Genomic DNA, 16,718 nt, shown 5'->3' on the forward strand with positions numbered 1-16,718 from the left:
CCGCAGAAATCGCCTGAGCCTGCCCTTACCGGAAGCGGACCCCGCCGCCGCGGGACCCGCGCTTCGCCTCGGCGATCGCGTCGCGAGCCACGCCGTAGGCCATCGAGCCGCCGAAGCCGCGACGCGAGAGCTGACCGACGAGTCGGCGCAGCGCCGTCTCGTCGTCGTAGCGCGCGAGCGCGGGCGCCTTCTGCCGCGCGAACTCGATCGCCCGTTCGCGGTCGTCGTCGGGCAGCTCGTCGAGCGCGCGGTCGATCGCCTCACGCGCGACGCCCCGCGCCGCGAGGGCCTGTGCGATCGCGCGACGCCCCTGGTTGCGGCGCGTCACCGCCGAGTGGACGAGCTGCTCGGCGAGCCGGTCGTCGTCGATCGCGCCGACGCGCTCGAGGCGGTCGACGATGTCGTCGACGAGGTGCGGCGCGACCTCGTCGCGGCGCAGCCGCTCGCGGGCCTCGTGAGCCGAGAGGTCGCGCGTCGCGAGCGCCTTCGCGAGCCGCGCCTCGGCGCGCTCGGCCACCTCGGCGTCGCCGGGGATCTCCTCGTCGTCGGCGATCGCGGCGCCGACCGGTTCGGCGACCGGCGCGAGGACGTCGGATCGGCGCGCGTCGTCGCTCCACGTCGTGTGCCACTCGTCGCGGGCCGGTGCGGGGTGCGTGGGCACCGGCCCGCCGAAGAGCGGCACGACGGGAGCGAGGTGCTCGCCCCCGTCTGTGCCGTCGCTCATCGCGTCAAGCCGAGAGGCGCTCGTCGAGCTCGCCGCCCGTCGGCGCGGCCTCGACCGGGGCGTTCGAGTCTTCGAGCAGGCCGAGCTTCATCTTGATCTTGTTCTCGATCTCGATCGCCACGTCATCGTTCTCCTTGAGGAAGCGACGCGCGTTCTCCTTGCCCTGGCCCAGCTGGTCGCCGTCGTAGGTGTACCACGACCCCGACTTCTTGACGATGCCGTGGTCGACGCCGAAGTCGATGAGCGAGCCCTCGCGCGAGATCCCCGTGCCGTAGAGGATGTCGAACTCGGCCTGCTTGAAGGGCGGGGCCATCTTGTTCTTGACGACCTTGACGCGCGTGCGGTTGCCCACGGCGTCGCCGCCGTCCTTCATCGTCTCGATGCGACGGATGTCGAGACGCACCGACGCGTAGAACTTGAGCGCCTTGCCTCCCGCCGTCGTCTCGGGCGATCCGAAGAACACGCCGATCTTCTCGCGCAGCTGGTTGATGAAGATCGCGGTCGTCTTGGTCTGGCTGAGGCCGCCCGTGATCTTGCGGAGCGCCTGCGACATGAGCCGGGCCTGGAGGCCGACGTGCGAGTCGCCCATCTCGCCCTCGATCTCGGCGCGGGGCACGAGCGCCGCGACGGAGTCGACGACGACGAGGTCGATCGCGCCGGAGCGGATCAGCATGTCGGCGATCTCGAGCGCCTGCTCGCCCGTGTCGGGCTGCGAGACGAGGAGGGAGTCGATGTCGACGCCCAGCTTGCGCGCGTACTCGGGGTCGAGCGCGTGCTCGGCGTCGATGAACGCGGCGATGCCGCCCGCGGCCTGCGCGTTGGCGATCGCGTGGAGCGTGAGCGTGGTCTTTCCCGAGGACTCGGGGCCGTAGATCTCGACGATGCGGCCACGGGGGAGCCCGCCGATGCCGAGGGCGACGTCGAGGGCGATCGAGCCCGTGGGGATGACCTCGACGGGGGCCCGCTCCTCGCTGCCGAGGCGCATGACCGTTCCCTTGCCGAACTGCCGGTCGATGTGCGCGAGTGCCGTGTCGAGGGCCTTCTCGCGATCTGCAACTGCCATGGTGTTCTCCTTCATCGCTCGTTCACCGCCGCCCGTAGGCTGTCGTGACCCGCCTCTCAGGGGCGGATTCTTCGACAGGGCGCGTGGCCTCCTGTGCCGATCTCCACGCTACGGACGACCCCCGACAGACGAAGCGGATCGCTCGGATCGGTGGAGAACCGGACCGGAACCACGTTGTGGATGAGACTACGCCCCGCCGAACGCATCTTCGAAGAAGACGCGCCGACGGGGCGCAGTGATTTCGAAACCCGTCAGGCCCGGGCGTCCTGGATTCCGACCCGGTAGCGGGCCGACGGCGGCAGCTCGGTCTCGTCGCAGATCGCGAGCCAGATGTCGCGCGGCGGGACGCCGGCGTCGAGCGCCTCGGCCGCCGTGATGCCGTAGGCGGTCAGGACGATGTCGGCCACGACCCAGTTGGCGCGCGCGCCGAACTCCTGGTCGACGGCGCGATGGAACTCGCTGCGCCTCATGCGGTGCGGATCACCGGAGCGACAGCTCGGGCCCCACGGAGGCGACGAGCTCGTCGGGCACCACGTCGGGGATCGCGCTCTCGATGCCCTCGAGCACCGCGATGCGGTCGCTCACGCGGCGCATGATCGCCCACATCGGGATCTCGAGCGCCTCGGCGACGGCCGCGAGGATCTCGCTCGAGACCTCCTTCTGACCGCGCTCGACCTCGCTGAGGTATCCGAGCGCGACGCTCGCCTTGCCCGCGACCTGTCGGAGGGTCTGGCCCTTCTGCTGTCGGAAATCGCGAAGCACATCGCCGATCTCCTGGCGGATGAGAATCATGGCGGCCCCTCCCTCGCTTCGTATGGCCGACGACCCGGCGCCGAGCCGAGTCGTTCGCTGGTTACCAGCGTACGTGCTGGAGCGGCCGGGTCGGCCGCGTGCATCCAACGGTTACGTGGGTGAAACCGTGTTCACAGCTTCGATATTCCCGCGCACCGCGTCGAGGGCGAGGGCGATGACGGCGTCGACCGTCGCCCGACGGATCTCGTCGCGGTCCCCGCCGAGGCGGAGATGCCGCGTGACCGTCCTCTCGGGCGTCGCGACGGCGATGTGCACGGTCCCGACGGGCTGGCCGTCGGGCGATGCCGGGCCCGCGATCCCCGTCGTCGCGAGGCCGACGTCGCAGGGCGATCCGTCGACGGCCAGGGCCGTGCGCACCCCGTAGGCCATCTGGCAGGCGACCTCGGGGTGGACGGGGCCGTGCGCGTCGAGAAGGCCGCCGTCGACGCCGAGGAGCTCGCGCTTGACCCTCGTGTCGTAGGCGACGACTCCCCCGCGTACGCTCGCCGACGCCCCGGGGACCGCGACGAGACCCGCGACGACGAGGCCTCCCGTGAGCGACTCGGCCGTGCCCGCCGACCAGCCCCTCGCCCGCAGAGCGGTGAGGAGGTCGGCGGCCGTCACGCCCGCGCCCCGCGGGATCCGCGCAGCTGCGCCGCGACGTAGTCGATGCCGCTCGCGATCGTGAGGACGACCACGATCCAGAGGAGGACCGTCGTGACGACCACCCACGGGCCGACGCCGATCAGCAGGTGGAGGGGCAGGAGCGCCCACGCGAGCGCGACTCCCTGGAAGGCCGTCTTGATCTTGCCCATCCACGCCGCCGACACGTCGTGCTGGCGGCGCACGACGAGCCGGTGGATCGTGATCCCCCACTCGCGCACGAGGATCACGACGACCATCCACCAGGCCATCTCGCCGAGGATCGCGAGGCCCACGAAGGCGAGGCCCGTCAGCAGCTTGTCGGCGATCGGGTCCCAGAGCTTGCCGAAGTCGCTCACGATCTCGAAGCGGCGCGCGAGATAGCCGTCGACCCAGTCGGTCGAGATCGCGACGATGAAGAGGATCGCCGCGACCCAGCGCATCGCGAGGGACGCGTCGCCGTGCATGCCGCCGACGAGCAGCAGCACGAAGAACACGATCGCGAGCGGGATGCGCGCGACCGTGATCGCGTTGGGCAGCTGCGGGTGGATCGCCATGGGATCAGTCTGTCAGTGCCCGGTCAGTCGCGGCCCGTGAGCTGCCACGCGTCTTCGTCGCCGTCCTCGTCGATCACGGGGCGGTTCTGGAACTGCGCCTCGATCGGGTCGGAGTCGTAGCGCGCGTCGCCCTGCTCCTGCTCGGGCATCGCCGCGGTCGGTGCCGTCACGGGCGCGGCCGGGGGCTCCTGGCCCTTGAGCCTGGCCACGACCTCGGGCAGCTGCTCGGGGGTGACGAGGACGTCGCGGGCCTTCGAGCCCTCGGACGGGCCGACGACCTCGCGCGACTCGAGCAGGTCCATGAGGCGCCCCGCCTTCGCGAAGCCGACGCGCAGCTTGCGCTGCAGCATCGACGTCGACCCGAACTGGCTCGACACGATGAGCTCGGCCGCCGCGATGAGCACCTCGAGGTCATCTCCGATGTCCTCGTCGATCTCCTTCTTCGGGGCGTCGATCGCCTCGGCGACGTCGGAGCGGTACTCGGGGCGCGCCTGCCCCGTGACGTGCTGCACGACCGAGTGGATCTCGTCCTCGGTGACCCACGCGCCCTGCACGCGGAACGGCTTGGACGATCCCATGGGCGAGAAGAGCGCGTCGCCCTGGCCGATGAGCTTGTCGGCGCCGCCCTCGTCGAGGATCACGCGGCTGTCGGTGACGCTCGTGACCGCGAACGCGAGGCGCGACGGCACGTTGGCCTTGATGAGGCCCGTGACGACGTTGACCGAGGGGCGCTGCGTCGCGAGGACCAGGTGGATGCCGGCCGCGCGCGCGAGCTGCGTGATCCGGACGATCGAGTCCTCGACGTCGCGCGGGGCGACCATCATGAGGTCGGCGAGCTCGTCGACGACCACGAGGAGGTAGGGGTACGGCTTGAGCACGCGCTCGCTGCCCGGGGGGAGCTGGATCTCGCCCGCGAGCAGCGCCTGGTTGAAGTCGTCGACGTGGCGGTACCCGAACGACGCGAGGTCGTCGTACCGCATGTCCATCTCCTTCACGACCCACTGCAGCGCCTCGGCCGCCTTCTTGGGGTTCGTGATGATGGGCGTGATGAGGTGCGGCACGCCCGCGTAGGCCGAGAGCTCGACGCGCTTGGGGTCGACGAGCACCATGCGCACCTCGCTCGGCTTCGCGCGCATGAGGATGCTCGTGATCATCGAGTTGACGAAGCTCGACTTTCCCGACCCCGTCGAACCGGCGACGAGGAGGTGCGGCATCTTCGCGAGATTCGCGACGACGAAGCCGCCCGAGACGTCCTTGCCGACGCCCATCGTCATGGGGTGTGTCGACTTCTGCGCCGCGGGAGAACGCAGCACGTCGCCGAGCGCGACGGTCTCGCGGTCGACGTTCGGAATCTCGATGCCGATCGCGCTCTTGCCCGGGATGGGCGCGAGGATCCGCACGTCGTTCGACGCGACGGCGTAGGCGATGTTGTTCGCGAGCTGCGTGATCTTCTCGACCTTGACGCCGGGGCCGAGCTCGACCTCGTACTGGGTCACGGTCGGTCCGCGCGAGAAGCCCGTGACGCCCGCGTTGACCTTGAACTGCTCGAAGACGCTCTCGATCTGCGCGACCATGCGGTCGTTCGCCTCGGACTTGACGATCGACGGCGGGCCAGCCGAGAGCGCGGCGGGCGACGGCAGGACGTAGGGGGCCTCGGGCGGCTGCGGCCCGCGCGCGCCGGGGCCGTCGGTGCCGAAGCCCGAGATGCCGCCGAACTCGTCGTCGGATGCGCCGTCGTCGTCGCCCATGAGGTCGAGGCCGCCGCCGGCGTTCGCCTCGTCGCGGAGGCTCCGCAGCGCGGGGCTGTCGAGGACCTCGGTCGCGGCCGCCGCGGGGTCGACCGCGGGCTCGGGGACCGGTTCGGGGTCAGCCGTGATGATCGCCTGGGCGTAGCCGCCGTCGCGCTGCTCGCCGAGCAGCTCGGTGAGCTGCTGCGGCTCGGTCACGGCGTCGGGGTCCTCTTCGCGCCCCGTCGCGTTGCGGCGCCACCAGGGCAGCTCGTCTGCGCCGTCGAACAGCTCGTCCTTCTTGCCGCGCGCCTTGCGGCCGCGGCGGGGCCGCTCGTCGATGACCTCGGTCGGCGCCTCGGCCGCGGCCTCTTCGGCCTCGGCACGGCGCTCCTCTCCGAACATCCACGCGTAGAGGTCGCCGAGGCGGCGCCCGATGCGGTTGGGCGGCGTCTTCGTGAGGATCATGAGGCTCAGCGCGACGACGACCCCGAGGACGACGTAGGCCCCGACGTCGGTCAGGACGATCGCGAGCGGCTGGCCCGCGAGCCAGCCCAGGACGCCGCCAGCCGCGCTCAGCGCCGGCATGCCCTCGGAGGGCGAGGGCCGACCGAGCGCGACGTGGCACATGCCCGCGACCGCGATGATCAGGAGCGCGAAGCCGATGCCGACCCGCCCGTTGTTGTAGACCGACGACGGATGACGGAACAGCCACCCCGCGAGCAGGATCAGGAGGACGGGGAAGACGAACGCGACGCGGCCGATGACGAGGCCGAACGTGTACGCGCTGAGGTTCACCGCGACGGGCTGGCCGATGAGGAACCACTCGACGACGGCGCCCGCGATCGCGAGGAGGACGAGGAGCAGCGGGAACCCGTCGCGCCGATCGGCTCGCTCGAGATCCTCGGTGCCGAAGGCGCGGAACAGCCCGCCGACGGCGCGCGCGAGACCGTTCCAGGCGCGCACGGGCAGGGCGGGTGTCTCGAAGCCGTCGATCGACGACTTCGGAGCGGGCGCGGACGAGCGCGGGGCCCCCTTCGCGGAGGCCCCGCGACCCTTCTGCGCGGACTTCTGGGGCGCGGAGGACGATGGAGCCATGCCCTAACGCTACGGCGAACCCCCGACAAACGGCCGCAGGGCGCGCTCTGTCGGGGGTTTCCGGGGCGGCCCGTCAGGCCTCGATGACCACCGGGACGATCATCGGGCGGCGGCGCAGCGACGTGCCCACCCAGCGGCCGATCGTGCGGCGCACGGCCTGCGAGAGCGCGTGGTTGTCGCGCACGCCCTTCTGGGCCGCCTCCTCGAGGGCCTTGACGATCTTCGGCTTGATCTTGTCGAAGACGCGGTCGTCCTCGGCGATGCCGCGGGCGTGGATCTCGGGGCCCGAGACGATCTCGCCCGTCTTCTTGTCGACGACGACGATGACCGAGACGAAGCCCTCCTCGCCGAGGGTGCGGCGGTCCTTGAGGTCGGCGTCGGTGATCGCGCCGACGGTCGAGCCGTCGACGTAGACGAACCCGATGTCGTACTGGCCCGACACCCAGGCCTCTCCGTCGCGGAGGTCGATCGACGTGCCGTTCTCGCCGACGATCGTGTTCTGCTCGGGGATGCCCGTCTTCTGCGCGAGGTTGGCGCTCGCGGTGAGGTGGCGCCACTCGCCGTGCACCGGGAAGACGTTCTTCGGCTTGAGGATGTTGTAGCAGTAGAGCAGCTCGCCCGCCGCGGCGTGGCCCGACACGTGCACCTTCGCGTTGGCCTTGTGGACGACGTTCGCGCCCAGCTTGATGAGGCCGTTGATGACGCGGTACACGCCGTTCTCGTTGCCGGGGATGAGGCTCGACGCGAGGATCACGGTGTCGCCCTCGCCGGGTTGGATGTCGTGGTCGCCGTTCGCCATGCGGCTCAGGACGGCCATGGGCTCGCCCTGGGAGCCCGTCGACATGTAGACGATCTGGTCGTCGGGGATGTCGTGGGACTTCTTGTAGTCGACGAGCGCCCCCTCGGGGACGTCGAGGTAGCCGAGCTGCTCGGCGATCGTCATGTTGCGCACCATCGATCGACCGAGGAGCGCGACGCGGCGGCCGTTGTTGTGCGCGGCCTCGACGACCTGCTGCACGCGGTGCACGTGGCTCGAGAAGCTCGCGACGATCACGCGACCCGTGGTCTTCGCCATGACCTGGTCGATGACGGGGCCGATCTCGGCCTCCGTGGGGGTGAAGCCCGGGACCTCGGCGTTCGTCGAGTCGGGCAGGAAGAGGTCGACGCCCTCCTCCCCCAGGCGCGAGAAGGCGCGCAGGTCGGTCAGGCGGCCGTCGAGCGGCAGCTGATCCATCTTGAAGTCGCCCGTGTGGAGCACGAGGCCCGCCTCGGTGCGGATCGCGACCGCGAGCGCGTCGGGGATCGAGTGGTTCACGGCGATGAACTCGAGGTCGAACGGGCCGACCTGCGCGCGCTCGCCCTCGCGCACGACGTGCGAGCGCGGCGTGATCCGGTGCTCCTTGAGCTTGGCCGCCGTGAGCGCGAGCGTCAGCTTCGAGCCGTAGATCGGGATGTCCTCGCGCAGACGGAGGAGGTAGGGGACGGCGCCGATGTGGTCCTCGTGGCCGTGCGTCAGCACGAGGCCGACGACGTCGCTGAGGCGATCCCGCAGCGGGCCCATGTCCGGGAGGATCAGGTCGACGCCGGGCTGGGTCTCCTCGGGGAAGAGCACGCCGCAGTCGACGATGAGGATCTTGCCGCCGAACTCGTACATGGCCATGTTGCGGCCGACCTCGCCGAGCCCGCCGAGGGGCGTGACGCGGAGGGTTCCGGGCTCGAGTTCAGGCGGATCGAAGACAGGAGTGGACATTGTGCCTTTCCGCGCGTGTGCGCAGGGTGGTCGTCACCGAGTGGTGCCAGGCACCTTCGGCAGCGCGCCGCCCGCGGCCGCGTTGCGGTCGGGGCGGAAGTTCGAGAAGTCGACGCCGTCGACGCCCGAGACGAGCGCGAGCTCGTCTTCGATGAGGGCGGCCTCCCATTCCTCGGGACCCACGAGCGGCAGGCGCACGCGGGGGCTCGAGATCCGGCCGAGGCCGTGGAGGATGTACTTGGCGCTGACGGTTCCCGGCACGTGCGTCATGACGGCGCGCACGAGGGGCTCGAGCTTCTTGTGCTGTTCGGTGGCGGAGGTGAGGTCGCCGCGGTTGACCGCGTCGACGATGGTGCGATAAGGGCCGGCGGCGATGTTCGCCGTGACGCCGATGAGGCCCGTGGCGCCGATGGAGAGATGGGGCAGCGCGTTCGCGTCGTCGCCCGAGAAGTACAGGAGGTCGGTCTGGTTCAGCACGCGGCTGACCTCGCTGAAGTCGCCCTTGGCGTCCTTCACCGCGAGGATGTTGGGGTGCTTCGCGAGCCGCAGCAGCGTCTCGTACCGGATGGGCACGCCCGTGCGACCGGGGATGTCGTAGAGGATGACCGGCAGGTCGGTCGAGTCGGCGACGAGCCGGAAGTGGGTGAGGATGCCCGCCTGCGTCGGCTTGTTGTAGTACGGCGTGACGATCATGATGCCGTCGGCGCCGGCCTTCTCGCTCTTGCGGTACAGCTCGATCGCGTGCGCGGTCTCGTTCGAGCCGCCGCCCGTGATGATCTTCGCGCGGCCCGCGGAGACGCTCTTGCCGACCTCGACGAGGCGCAGCTTCTCGGCGTCGGTGAGCGTCGAGGTCTCGCCCGTCGTGCCCGTGACGACGACGCCGTCGGCGCCCGACGAGATGACGTCGTCGATGTGCTTCTCGGTCGCGTCCCAGTCGACTTCGCCGTCGGGCGTCATCGGCGTGATGAGCGCGACGAGAACCTGGCCGAAGGGATTGGGCGCGGTCGTCATACCCCTCAGGCTACTGCCTGCGGCTGTACACGAGGAACCGATAGCGGGTGCCGGCGGCGCTCGTGAGCCACTCCCCCGCGGCCTCGGGCAGCGATCGGCGCACCTCCCACGCGTCGTCGATCTCGGGGGCGTAGGCGTCGCCCTCGACCGCGAGGTCGACCTCGGTCACCCAGAGCTCGTCGGCGAGGTCCATGGCCTGTCGGTAGATCTGCCCGCCCCCGATGACCCAGATCTCGTCGTCGTGCACGCCCGCGCGGACGATCGCCTGCTCGAGCGTCGCGGCCGTCTCGGCCCCGGGCGCGTCGAAGTCCGGGTCGCGCGTCACGACGATGTTCGGCCGGTCGGGCAGCGGACGGAACCGGTCGGGGAACGACTCCCAGGTGCGGCGCCCCATGACGACGGGCATGCCGCTCGTCGCGCGCTTGAAGTACGCCATGTCCTCGGGCAGATGCCAGAGCATGCCCCCGTCGACGCCGAGCGCGCGCGTCGACGCCTGGGCCCAGATCGAGCGGATCGTCGGCATGATCAGACCGCGACCGGCGCCGCGATGCCGGGGTGGTGCTCGTACCCGACGACCTCGAAGTCGTCGAGGTCGTAGTCGAAGACGCTGTCGGCCTTCCGGATCTCGATCCGCGGGTACGGGAACGGGTCGCGCGCGAGCTGCCGTTCGACCTGCTCGACGTGGTTGTCGTAGATGTGGCAGTCGCCGCCCGTCCACACGAAGTCGCCGGGCTCGAGGCCCGTCTGCTGCGCGATCATCATCGTCAGCAGCGCGTAGCTCGCGATGTTGAAGGGGACGCCGAGGAACATGTCGGCGGAGCGCTGGTACAGCTGGCAGCTGAGGCGGCCGTCGGCGACGTAGAACTGGAAGAGCGCGTGGCACGGCGGGAGCGCCATGTCGTCGACCTCGGCGGGGTTCCAGGCCGTGACGATGTGGCGACGCGAGTCCGGGTTGCTGCGGATCTGCTCGACGACCTTCGCGATCTGGTCGATCTGCCCGCCGTCCGGCGTCGGCCACGAGCGCCACTGCACGCCGTAGACGGGACCGAGGTCGCCGTTCTCGTCGGCCCACTCGTCCCAGATCGAGACGCCGCGCTCCTGCAACCAGCGCACGTTCGAGTCGCCGCGCAGGAACCACAGCAGCTCGAGGGCGAGCGAGCGGAAGTGCACGCGCTTCGTCGTGAGGAGCGGGAAGCCCGCGGACAGGTCGTAGCGGATCTGCCGCCCGAAGAGGCTGCGAGTCCCCGTCCCCGTGCGGTCGGACTTCGGGGTCCCCGTCTCGAGGACCTCCCGGAGCAGGTCCTCGTAGGGGGTGGGGATCGCGCCTGTCATGCGATCAAGACTACGGCTATCGAGCGCCATCGCGGCTGATTAGGCTGGGCCCGGAACCCCGCCCATCGACACCGCAACGGAGCTCATCATGCCTGTCACCAGCGAAGCCACCACCACCTGGACCGGGACCCTCTTCGAGGGCTCGGGAACCGTCGCCGCGGCGTCGGGGATCGGCACCTTCCCCGTCAACTGGAAGGCGCGCAGCGAGGGGTCGACGTCGACGACGACGCCCGAGGAGCTCATCGCCGCCGCGCACTCGTCGTGCTTCTCGATGGCGTTCTCGAACGCGCTGACCGAGAACGGCACGGCGCCCGAGTCGATCTCGACGACCGCGTCCGTGACCTTCGTCCCCGGCACGGGGATCACGGGCAGCCACCTCAACGTGCAGGCGACCGTCCCGGGCCTCTCGGAGGACGACTTCCAGCGCATCGCCGCCGAGGCCAAGGCCGGCTGCCCCGTCTCGCAGGCCCTCTCGGGCATCGAGATCACGATCGAGGCGACGCTCGCGTAGCCCGCTCAGGCCGCGGTGCGCTCCAGGCGGATCGCCTGACGCACCGCGGCGCGGGCGCGCTTCGCGTCGCCCGCGGCCCCGTAGGCGACGCTGAGCCGCATCCACGCGCGCCAGTCGCCCGGCCGGTCCTCGACCGCGTCGCGATAGGCGCCGAAAGCCGCGTCGGCGTCCTCGCGGACGACTCGACCCGACGCGCGGAGGCCGACCTCGTCCGACGGCATGCCGCCCTCGTCCTCGAGCCGCTTCGCGAGCCGGTCGGCGCGCCATCCGAACCAGAGCTCGCGCCCGAGCGCCCAGATCCCGATGAGCGGGAACACGAGGATCGCCGCGCCCATGACGACGGCGACGGTCTCGCCGGTGTCGATCCCCGCGCCGATGAGCGCGACGCCGCGGCCGCCGAGCAGCCAGATGTAGAGGGCGAAGACGACCGCCATGACGGCGACGCCGATGCGCGTGCTCACGCGGTCGCCGCCACCTGGCCCGACGCCGCGCCGTCGGAGACGGACTTCGTCGCGTGCGCGCGCGGAGAGCCGATCCCGATGTCGACGAAGTTCTCGAGGCCCACGACGACGCCGGCCGCGTCGACCGCGGCGTCGAGCGCGAGGCGGATGCCCGGGGCGTAGGCCGCGGCCGCGTCGGCCGTGTCATGGACGATCGCGAGCGACTCGCCAGGGCCCGACAGGATCGTCTGCTGCTGGGCGATGACACCCGGGCGCCGCAGCGAGTGCACGGGGACGCTCGAGACCTGCTGGCCGCGCGCGCGCTGGTCGACGTGCGGCGCCTCGACGGGCGTCTCGCGCGACGCCGCGATGAGCTCTGCCGTGCGCACGGCCGTGCCGCTCGGAGAGTCGACCTTGGTGTCGCGGTGCGCCTCGACGATCTCGGCGAAGGGGAAGAAGGGAGCGGCCGCGGCGGCGATCGCCGAGCCGATGACCGAGCCGAGCGAGAAGTTCGGGATGATCACGACGCCCGCGCCCGCCTGCTCGACGAGCGGGCGGATCGTCGCGATGCGGTCGATCGACCAGCCGCTCGACCCCACGAGGACGTTGATGCCGCGGTCGATCGCGGCGCGCACGACCTCGCCCGAGATCTGGGGCGTCGTCGCGTCGACCACGAGGTCGGCGCCCTCGATCTCGGAGAGGTCGCTCGACGACGAGAGCACGGCGTGCACCTCGAAGCCGGGCTGCGCCTCGACGACCTCGCGGATGATCCCGCCGAGCTTGCCTGTTCCGCCGGCGATCGCGACTCGTGTCATGGGGTCAATCCTACGGATGGTGCGGGCGGCGGCTCAGACGAGTGGCGTTTCGGGGAGGCCCGTGCGCAGCTCGAAGGGGAGGTGCGCGCCGTCGTTGTGGCTGACGACGGTCCAGGGCCGCCCGTGCTTCTGCGCCAGGACCGTGAGGCCGCAGTTGAACTGGTTGAGCGTCATCCACCGCCACTCGGCGGCGCCCAGGACCTCGCGGACGAACCACGAGATCACGAAGTTGTGCGTCACGAGCAGCTCGTGCACGTCGCCCGACTTGCGGACGAGGAACTCGTTGACGGCGTCGGCCATCTGCGCTTTGCCCGCCTCGACCTCGTCGTCGGTCACGCCGCCGAAGAACGGCTCGAAGGCCGCGGGGGTCTCCTCGGTCATGCCCGTCGGGACGCAGTCGAACAGGAGCGCGTTGGGCTGCGGGTCGATCGCGGGCATGCGCTTCTGGAGGATCCGCGCCGTCTCCGTCGCGCGGACGAGCGGCGAGTGCCACACGGCGTCGAAGGGGACGCCCGAGAGCCGGTCGGCGAGGAGCTCGGCCTGGCGCACGCCGCGAGGCGAGAGGGGTCCGTCGTCGAGCCCGTATTCGGCGTCCTGCTGCTCTCCGTGCCGAACGAGATAGATGTAGTGCGTCACAGCGGCTCGCTTCGTCGTACGTGTCTCCGGGCGCGACGACGCTCAGAGCATCTCGCGAGGGATGGTGCGCCGTTGCGCATCCACCCTATCGCGCGACAGCGCGGTCGAGCTTCGCGAGCTGCGCCCGGGTGAGGGCGACGCCGACGCCGCGCGCGAGCGCGTCGATCTGGTGCGGGGCGGTGGCCTCGACCGACGCCGCGGAGACGCCGGGCTGGGCGAGCACCCACGCGAACGCGACCGCCGACGCCGGCAGACCCAGCTCGGCCGCCACCTCGTCGAGGATCCGCATCGCACGGGTGCGCCGGTCGAACAGGCGCGGGCGGCGCGCCTCGGGGCGGCCCAGCACGCCGTACGGGACCGACTGCGTCGGGAGGACGGCGATGCCCTGCGGAGCTGCGACCATGCGCAGCTCGCCGTCGAAGGTCTGCCGGTCGCCGAGCCCGTACGCGACGTCGAGGACCTCGATCCGCGGGTACCCGCCCGAGGCGAGCACGCGCGCGTCGATCAGCTGGGTCGCGTCGAAGCCCGCGGCGCCGAGCACGCCGACCGAGCCCTGGGCGATGAGCCGCTCCCCCGCCTGGAGCACGTCCTCGAGGTGCGCGGCATGCCCCGACCCCGCGTCGAGGACGAGCACGTCGATGCGCTCGGTGCCGAGATCGCGCAGCAGCCGGTCGACGGCGCAGAGCACTCCGCGCGGGTCGAGCCCCGCGGCGCCGCCCGACTGGCCGATGCGCGCGATGACCGACACGTCGCGCGCGACGCCGCGCGAGCGGATCCAGGATCCGACCGCCTCGGCCGACGCGCGACCGAGGTCGTCGGAGACGTGGAGCGCGTTGCCGCCGGCCTGGGCGTAGCGGTCGAGGACCGACACCGCCGTGCGCTCGTCGACCGCGGTCCCGAACGCCGACGTGCCGAGGACGAGCGGGAAGACCCGCGCCCCGGACCGGCCGAGGTCGACGCGGACGCCCCGACCGATCGGCGGGCCGACCTCGGGCAGCGGGGCCGACGGGTGCGCCCCGCCCTCCGCGACGATGCCGTGCGACGCGTCGTGCCGTCGATCCTGCTCTGCGCCCTGAGACGCCCTGAATCCGATATCCATTCTTCCCCCGTCCCCATCTAACAGGGAGGGCGGCCGTGACCGTCCCGCGACATCCTCACGATCCGATAAACGTTCCGGAAACGGCCGAGGGCCCGTCGCAGCGAACGCGACGGGCCCTCGGGGCGGATGCGGGATCAGGCCTCGGCAGGGGCCTCGGCGGGCTCGGCCGCCTTCTCCTCGTCGTCCTGCACGAGCTCGAGCGACAGCTTGCCGCGGTCGTCGACCTTCGAGATGCGCACGAGCAGCTTCTGGCCGACCGAGACGACGTCCTCGATGTTCTCGACGCGCTTTCCGCCGTTGAGCTTGCGCAGCTCGGTGACGTGCAGCAGGCCGTCCTTGCCCGGGAGGAGCGAGACGAAGACGCCGAACTTCGCGAGGTTCACGGCGGTGCCGAGGTACTGCTCGCCCACCTCGGGGTTCGTCGGGTTCGCGATCGCGTTGACCTGGGCGCGCGCGGCGTCGGCCGCGGGGCCGTCGGTCGCGCCGATGTAGACGGTGCCGTCCTCCTCGATCGAGATCGTGGCGCCGGTCTCGTCCTGGATCGCGTTGATCGTCTTGCCCTTGGGGCCGATGAGCTCGCCGATCTTGTCGACGGGGATCTGGACGCTGATGACGCGCGGCGCCGTGGGCGCCATCTCGTCGGGGGCGTCGATCGCCTGGTTCAGGACGTCGAGGATAGTGAGGCGGGCCTCACGCGCCTGCGTGAGCGCGCCGGCGAGCACCTGCGAGGGGATGCCGTCGAGCTTCGTGTCGAGCTGGAGCGCCGTGACGAACTCGCTCGTGCCCGCGACCTTGAAGTCCATGTCGCCCAGCGCGTCCTCGGCGCCGAGGATGTCGGTCAGAGCCGCGTAGCGCGTCTCGCCGTCGACCTGCTCGGAGACGAGGCCCATCGCGATGCCCGCGACGGGAGCGCGCAGCGGCACGCCCGCGTTGAGCAGCGACAGCGTCGAGGCGCAGACCGAGCCCATCGACGTCGAGCCGTTGGATCCGAGGGCCTCGGAGACCTGGCGGATCGCGTAGGGGAACTCCTCGCGCGACGGCAAGACCGGCACGAGGGCGCGCTCGGCCAGGAAGCCGTGCCCGATCTCGCGGCGCTTGGGGCTGCCGACGCGGCCCGTCTCACCCGTCGAGTAGGGCGGGAAGTTGTAGTGGTGGATGTAGCGCTTCGACGTGTGCGGCGAGAGCGAGTCGATCTGCTGCTCCATCTTGAGCATGTTGAGCGTCGTGACGCCCAGGATCTGCGTCTCGCCGCGCTGGAAGATCGCCGAGCCGTGGACGCGCGGGATGACCTGGACCTCGGCGTCGAGCGGGCGGATGTCGGCGACGCCGCGGCCGTCGATACGCGCGCCCTCGGTGAGGATGCGGCCGCGCACGACCTCCTTGGTGACCGACTTATAGGCGCCGGAGACCTCGCCGTTCGCCGACTCGGGCAGCTCGCCCGCCTCGACCTTGGCGGCGACCTCGGCCTTGACGGCGTCCTTCAGGGCGTCGTCGGCCGACTGGCGCTCGAGCTTGTCGGCGATCTTGTAGATCTCGCCGAGCTTCTCGAACGCGGCGGCGCGGACGACGTCGAAGGTCTCGGGCGCGTACGCCGGGAACGTCGGGAACTCGAGCGGGGCCTTCGTCGAGTTCGCGGCCATCTCTGCCTGCGCCTCGACGAGCTGCTTGATGAAGGGCTTCGCGGCCTCGAGGCCGCCCGCGACGATCTCCTCGCTCGGCTTGGTCGCGCCGGCGCGGATGAGCTCCCACGAGCCCTCCGTGGCCTCGGCCTCGACCATCATGATCGCGACGTCGCCGTTGTCGAGGACGCGGCCGGCGACCATGAGGTCGAACACCGCCTCCTTGAGGAGCTCGGCGTTCGGGAACGCGACCCACTGGTCCTCGTTCTGGCCCATGCCGGGGATGAGCGCGAGGCGCACGCCGGCGATGGGGCCCGAGAAGGGCAGACCCGAGATCTGCGTCGACGCAGAGGCGGCGTTGATCGCGAGGGCGTCGTAGAACTCGTTCGGCGCGATCGAGAGCACCGTGACGACGATCTGGACCTCGTTGCGCAGGCCCGAGACGAACGACGGGCGCAGCGGCCGGTCGATGAGGCGGCAGACGAGGATCGCGTCGGTCGAGGGGCGTCCCTCGCGACGGAAGAACGAGCCGGGGATCTTGCCGGCGGCGTACGAGCGCTCCTCGACGTCGACGGTCAGCGGGAAGAAGTCGAAGCCCTCCCGGGGGTGCTTGCCGGCCGAGGTGGCCGAGAGCAGCATCGTCTCGTCGTCAAGGTACGCGGCGACCGCGCCCTGCGACTGCTGCGCGAGGCGGCCGGTCTCGAAGCGGATCTTGCGGGTGCCGAAGCGGCCGTTGTCGAGAACGGTCTCCGCAGCGGTGATTTCAGGACCTTCCACGAGGTCTCTCTCCTTCTGTGGTGCCCGCGCCGCGCGCGGACAGACGAAGGGAGCAGGAGCGAGGAGTTACGTGCTGGCCACCAGGAGTGATCCACCGGCCGTGCCGGGAGGTCGCTTCCAGAGAC

At 71.0% G+C, this 16,718-nt stretch carries 17 protein-coding genes; 1 reads left to right on the forward strand and 16 read right to left on the reverse strand.

Features of this window, described 5'->3' with window-relative positions:
* Positions 1-25 precede the first annotated feature (25 nt).
* The 11 genes from H576_RS0109280 to H576_RS0109330 all read right to left on the reverse strand — a co-directional run bounded on the left by H576_RS0109280 (position 26) and on the right by H576_RS0109330 (position 10,696).
* The gene (locus tag H576_RS0109280) at positions 26-724 is read right to left on the reverse strand and encodes a regulatory protein RecX (RefSeq protein WP_029150712.1); all 699 of its coding nucleotides are present in this window, start codon (positions 722-724) and stop codon (positions 26-28) included.
* A gap of 4 nt (positions 725-728) precedes the next feature.
* Positions 729-1,787 carry a recombinase RecA gene (gene recA / locus H576_RS0109285; RefSeq protein WP_029150713.1) on the reverse strand — a complete coding sequence of 353 codons (1,059 nt, stop codon included), beginning with the start codon at positions 1,785-1,787 and terminating at the stop codon, positions 729-731.
* Between the two features lie 251 nt (positions 1,788-2,038).
* A complete protein-coding gene (locus H576_RS0109290) occupies positions 2,039-2,257 on the reverse strand; it encodes a DUF3046 domain-containing protein (protein WP_029150714.1) in 219 nt (72 codons plus the stop codon).
* 10 nt (positions 2,258-2,267) lie between these two features.
* The gene (locus H576_RS0109295; RefSeq protein ID WP_029150715.1) at positions 2,268-2,579 is read right to left on the reverse strand and encodes a helix-turn-helix domain-containing protein; all 312 of its coding nucleotides are present in this window, start codon (positions 2,577-2,579) and stop codon (positions 2,268-2,270) included.
* 111 nt (positions 2,580-2,690) lie between these two features.
* A complete protein-coding gene (locus H576_RS15135; RefSeq protein ID WP_084502631.1) occupies positions 2,691-3,203 on the reverse strand; it encodes a CinA family protein in 513 nt (170 codons plus the stop codon).
* Entirely contained in the window at positions 3,200-3,778 is a 579-nt protein-coding gene (pgsA, locus tag H576_RS0109305; protein ID WP_029150716.1) for a CDP-diacylglycerol--glycerol-3-phosphate 3-phosphatidyltransferase, read from the reverse strand. Before pgsA ends, H576_RS15135 begins: the two co-directional genes overlap by 4 nt.
* Positions 3,779-3,801: 23 nt before the next feature.
* A complete protein-coding gene (locus H576_RS0109310; protein ID WP_029150717.1) occupies positions 3,802-6,603 on the reverse strand; it encodes an FtsK/SpoIIIE family DNA translocase in 2,802 nt (933 codons plus the stop codon).
* Positions 6,604-6,676: 73 nt separating this feature from the next.
* A complete protein-coding gene (locus H576_RS0109315; protein ID WP_029150718.1) occupies positions 6,677-8,353 on the reverse strand; it encodes a ribonuclease J in 1,677 nt (558 codons plus the stop codon).
* 33 nt (positions 8,354-8,386) lie between these two features.
* Complete coding sequence (gene dapA, locus H576_RS0109320; RefSeq protein ID WP_029150719.1) at positions 8,387-9,364, reverse strand: 4-hydroxy-tetrahydrodipicolinate synthase; 978 nt, start codon at positions 9,362-9,364, stop codon at positions 8,387-8,389.
* Positions 9,365-9,374: 10 nt separating this feature from the next.
* Entirely contained in the window at positions 9,375-9,887 is a 513-nt protein-coding gene (locus tag H576_RS0109325) for a dihydrofolate reductase (RefSeq protein ID WP_029150720.1), read from the reverse strand.
* Positions 9,888-9,889: 2 nt separating this feature from the next.
* Positions 9,890-10,696: a thymidylate synthase gene (locus H576_RS0109330; RefSeq protein ID WP_029150721.1), complete on the reverse strand. Its 807-nt coding sequence runs from the start codon at positions 10,694-10,696 to the stop codon at positions 9,890-9,892.
* An 88-nt stretch (positions 10,697-10,784) separates the two neighbouring features.
* Between H576_RS0109330 and H576_RS0109335 the strand changes: the two genes are divergently transcribed.
* On the forward strand, positions 10,785-11,207 hold the full coding sequence (locus H576_RS0109335; protein ID WP_029150722.1) for an OsmC family peroxiredoxin: 423 nt from the start codon (positions 10,785-10,787) through the stop codon (positions 11,205-11,207).
* 5 nt (positions 11,208-11,212) lie between these two features.
* Here H576_RS0109335 and H576_RS0109340 read toward each other — a convergent pair whose 3' ends face one another.
* The 5 genes from H576_RS0109340 to H576_RS0109360 all read right to left on the reverse strand — a co-directional run bounded on the left by H576_RS0109340 (position 11,213) and on the right by H576_RS0109360 (position 16,593).
* Positions 11,213-11,668: a tetratricopeptide repeat protein gene (locus tag H576_RS0109340; RefSeq protein ID WP_029150723.1), complete on the reverse strand. Its 456-nt coding sequence runs from the start codon at positions 11,666-11,668 to the stop codon at positions 11,213-11,215.
* Positions 11,665-12,462: a 4-hydroxy-tetrahydrodipicolinate reductase gene (gene dapB, locus H576_RS0109345; protein WP_029150724.1), complete on the reverse strand. Its 798-nt coding sequence runs from the start codon at positions 12,460-12,462 to the stop codon at positions 11,665-11,667. The genes H576_RS0109340 and dapB overlap by 4 nt, the downstream gene beginning before the upstream one ends.
* 33 nt (positions 12,463-12,495) lie before the next feature.
* Complete coding sequence (locus H576_RS0109350; protein WP_029150725.1) at positions 12,496-13,098, reverse strand: histidine phosphatase family protein; 603 nt, start codon at positions 13,096-13,098, stop codon at positions 12,496-12,498.
* Positions 13,099-13,183: 85 nt separating this feature from the next.
* On the reverse strand, positions 13,184-14,197 hold the full coding sequence (locus tag H576_RS0109355; RefSeq protein WP_029150726.1) for an aldo/keto reductase: 1,014 nt from the start codon (positions 14,195-14,197) through the stop codon (positions 13,184-13,186).
* Positions 14,198-14,331: 134 nt separating this feature from the next.
* Complete coding sequence (locus H576_RS0109360; protein ID WP_029150727.1) at positions 14,332-16,593, reverse strand: polyribonucleotide nucleotidyltransferase; 2,262 nt, start codon at positions 16,591-16,593, stop codon at positions 14,332-14,334.
* Positions 16,594-16,718: the final 125 nt, after the last annotated feature.

Origin of the sequence: Microbacterium indicum DSM 19969 (genome assembly GCF_000422385.1) — a bacterium.
Lineage (GTDB): Bacteria > Actinomycetota > Actinomycetes > Actinomycetales > Microbacteriaceae > Microbacterium > Microbacterium indicum.

Excerpts from the sequence above, each read along its gene's own strand:
- H576_RS0109280 (WP_029150712.1), bottom strand. The coding sequence starts at position 724 with ATGAGCGACGGCACAGACGGGGGCGAGCACCTCGCTCCCGTCGTGCCG.
- H576_RS0109325 (WP_029150720.1), bottom strand. The coding sequence starts at position 9,887 with ATGCCGACGATCCGCTCGATCTGGGCCCAGGCGTCGACGCGCGCGCTC.
- dapB (WP_029150724.1), bottom strand. The coding sequence starts at position 12,462 with ATGACACGAGTCGCGATCGCCGGCGGAACAGGCAAGCTCGGCGGGATC.
- pgsA (WP_029150716.1), bottom strand. The coding sequence starts at position 3,778 with ATGGCGATCCACCCGCAGCTGCCCAACGCGATCACGGTCGCGCGCATC.
- dapA (WP_029150719.1), bottom strand. The coding sequence starts at position 9,364 with ATGACGACCGCGCCCAATCCCTTCGGCCAGGTTCTCGTCGCGCTCATC.
- H576_RS0109330 (WP_029150721.1), bottom strand. The coding sequence starts at position 10,696 with ATGACAGGCGCGATCCCCACCCCCTACGAGGACCTGCTCCGGGAGGTC.
- recA (WP_029150713.1), bottom strand. The coding sequence starts at position 1,787 with ATGGCAGTTGCAGATCGCGAGAAGGCCCTCGACACGGCACTCGCGCAC.
- H576_RS0109355 (WP_029150726.1), bottom strand. The coding sequence starts at position 14,197 with ATGGATATCGGATTCAGGGCGTCTCAGGGCGCAGAGCAGGATCGACGG.
- H576_RS0109290 (WP_029150714.1), bottom strand. The coding sequence starts at position 2,257 with ATGAGGCGCAGCGAGTTCCATCGCGCCGTCGACCAGGAGTTCGGCGCG.
- H576_RS0109335 (WP_029150722.1), top strand. The coding sequence starts at position 10,785 with ATGCCTGTCACCAGCGAAGCCACCACCACCTGGACCGGGACCCTCTTC.
- H576_RS0109310 (WP_029150717.1), bottom strand. The coding sequence starts at position 6,603 with ATGGCTCCATCGTCCTCCGCGCCCCAGAAGTCCGCGCAGAAGGGTCGC.
- H576_RS0109315 (WP_029150718.1), bottom strand. The coding sequence starts at position 8,353 with ATGTCCACTCCTGTCTTCGATCCGCCTGAACTCGAGCCCGGAACCCTC.
- H576_RS0109295 (WP_029150715.1), bottom strand. The coding sequence starts at position 2,579 with ATGATTCTCATCCGCCAGGAGATCGGCGATGTGCTTCGCGATTTCCGA.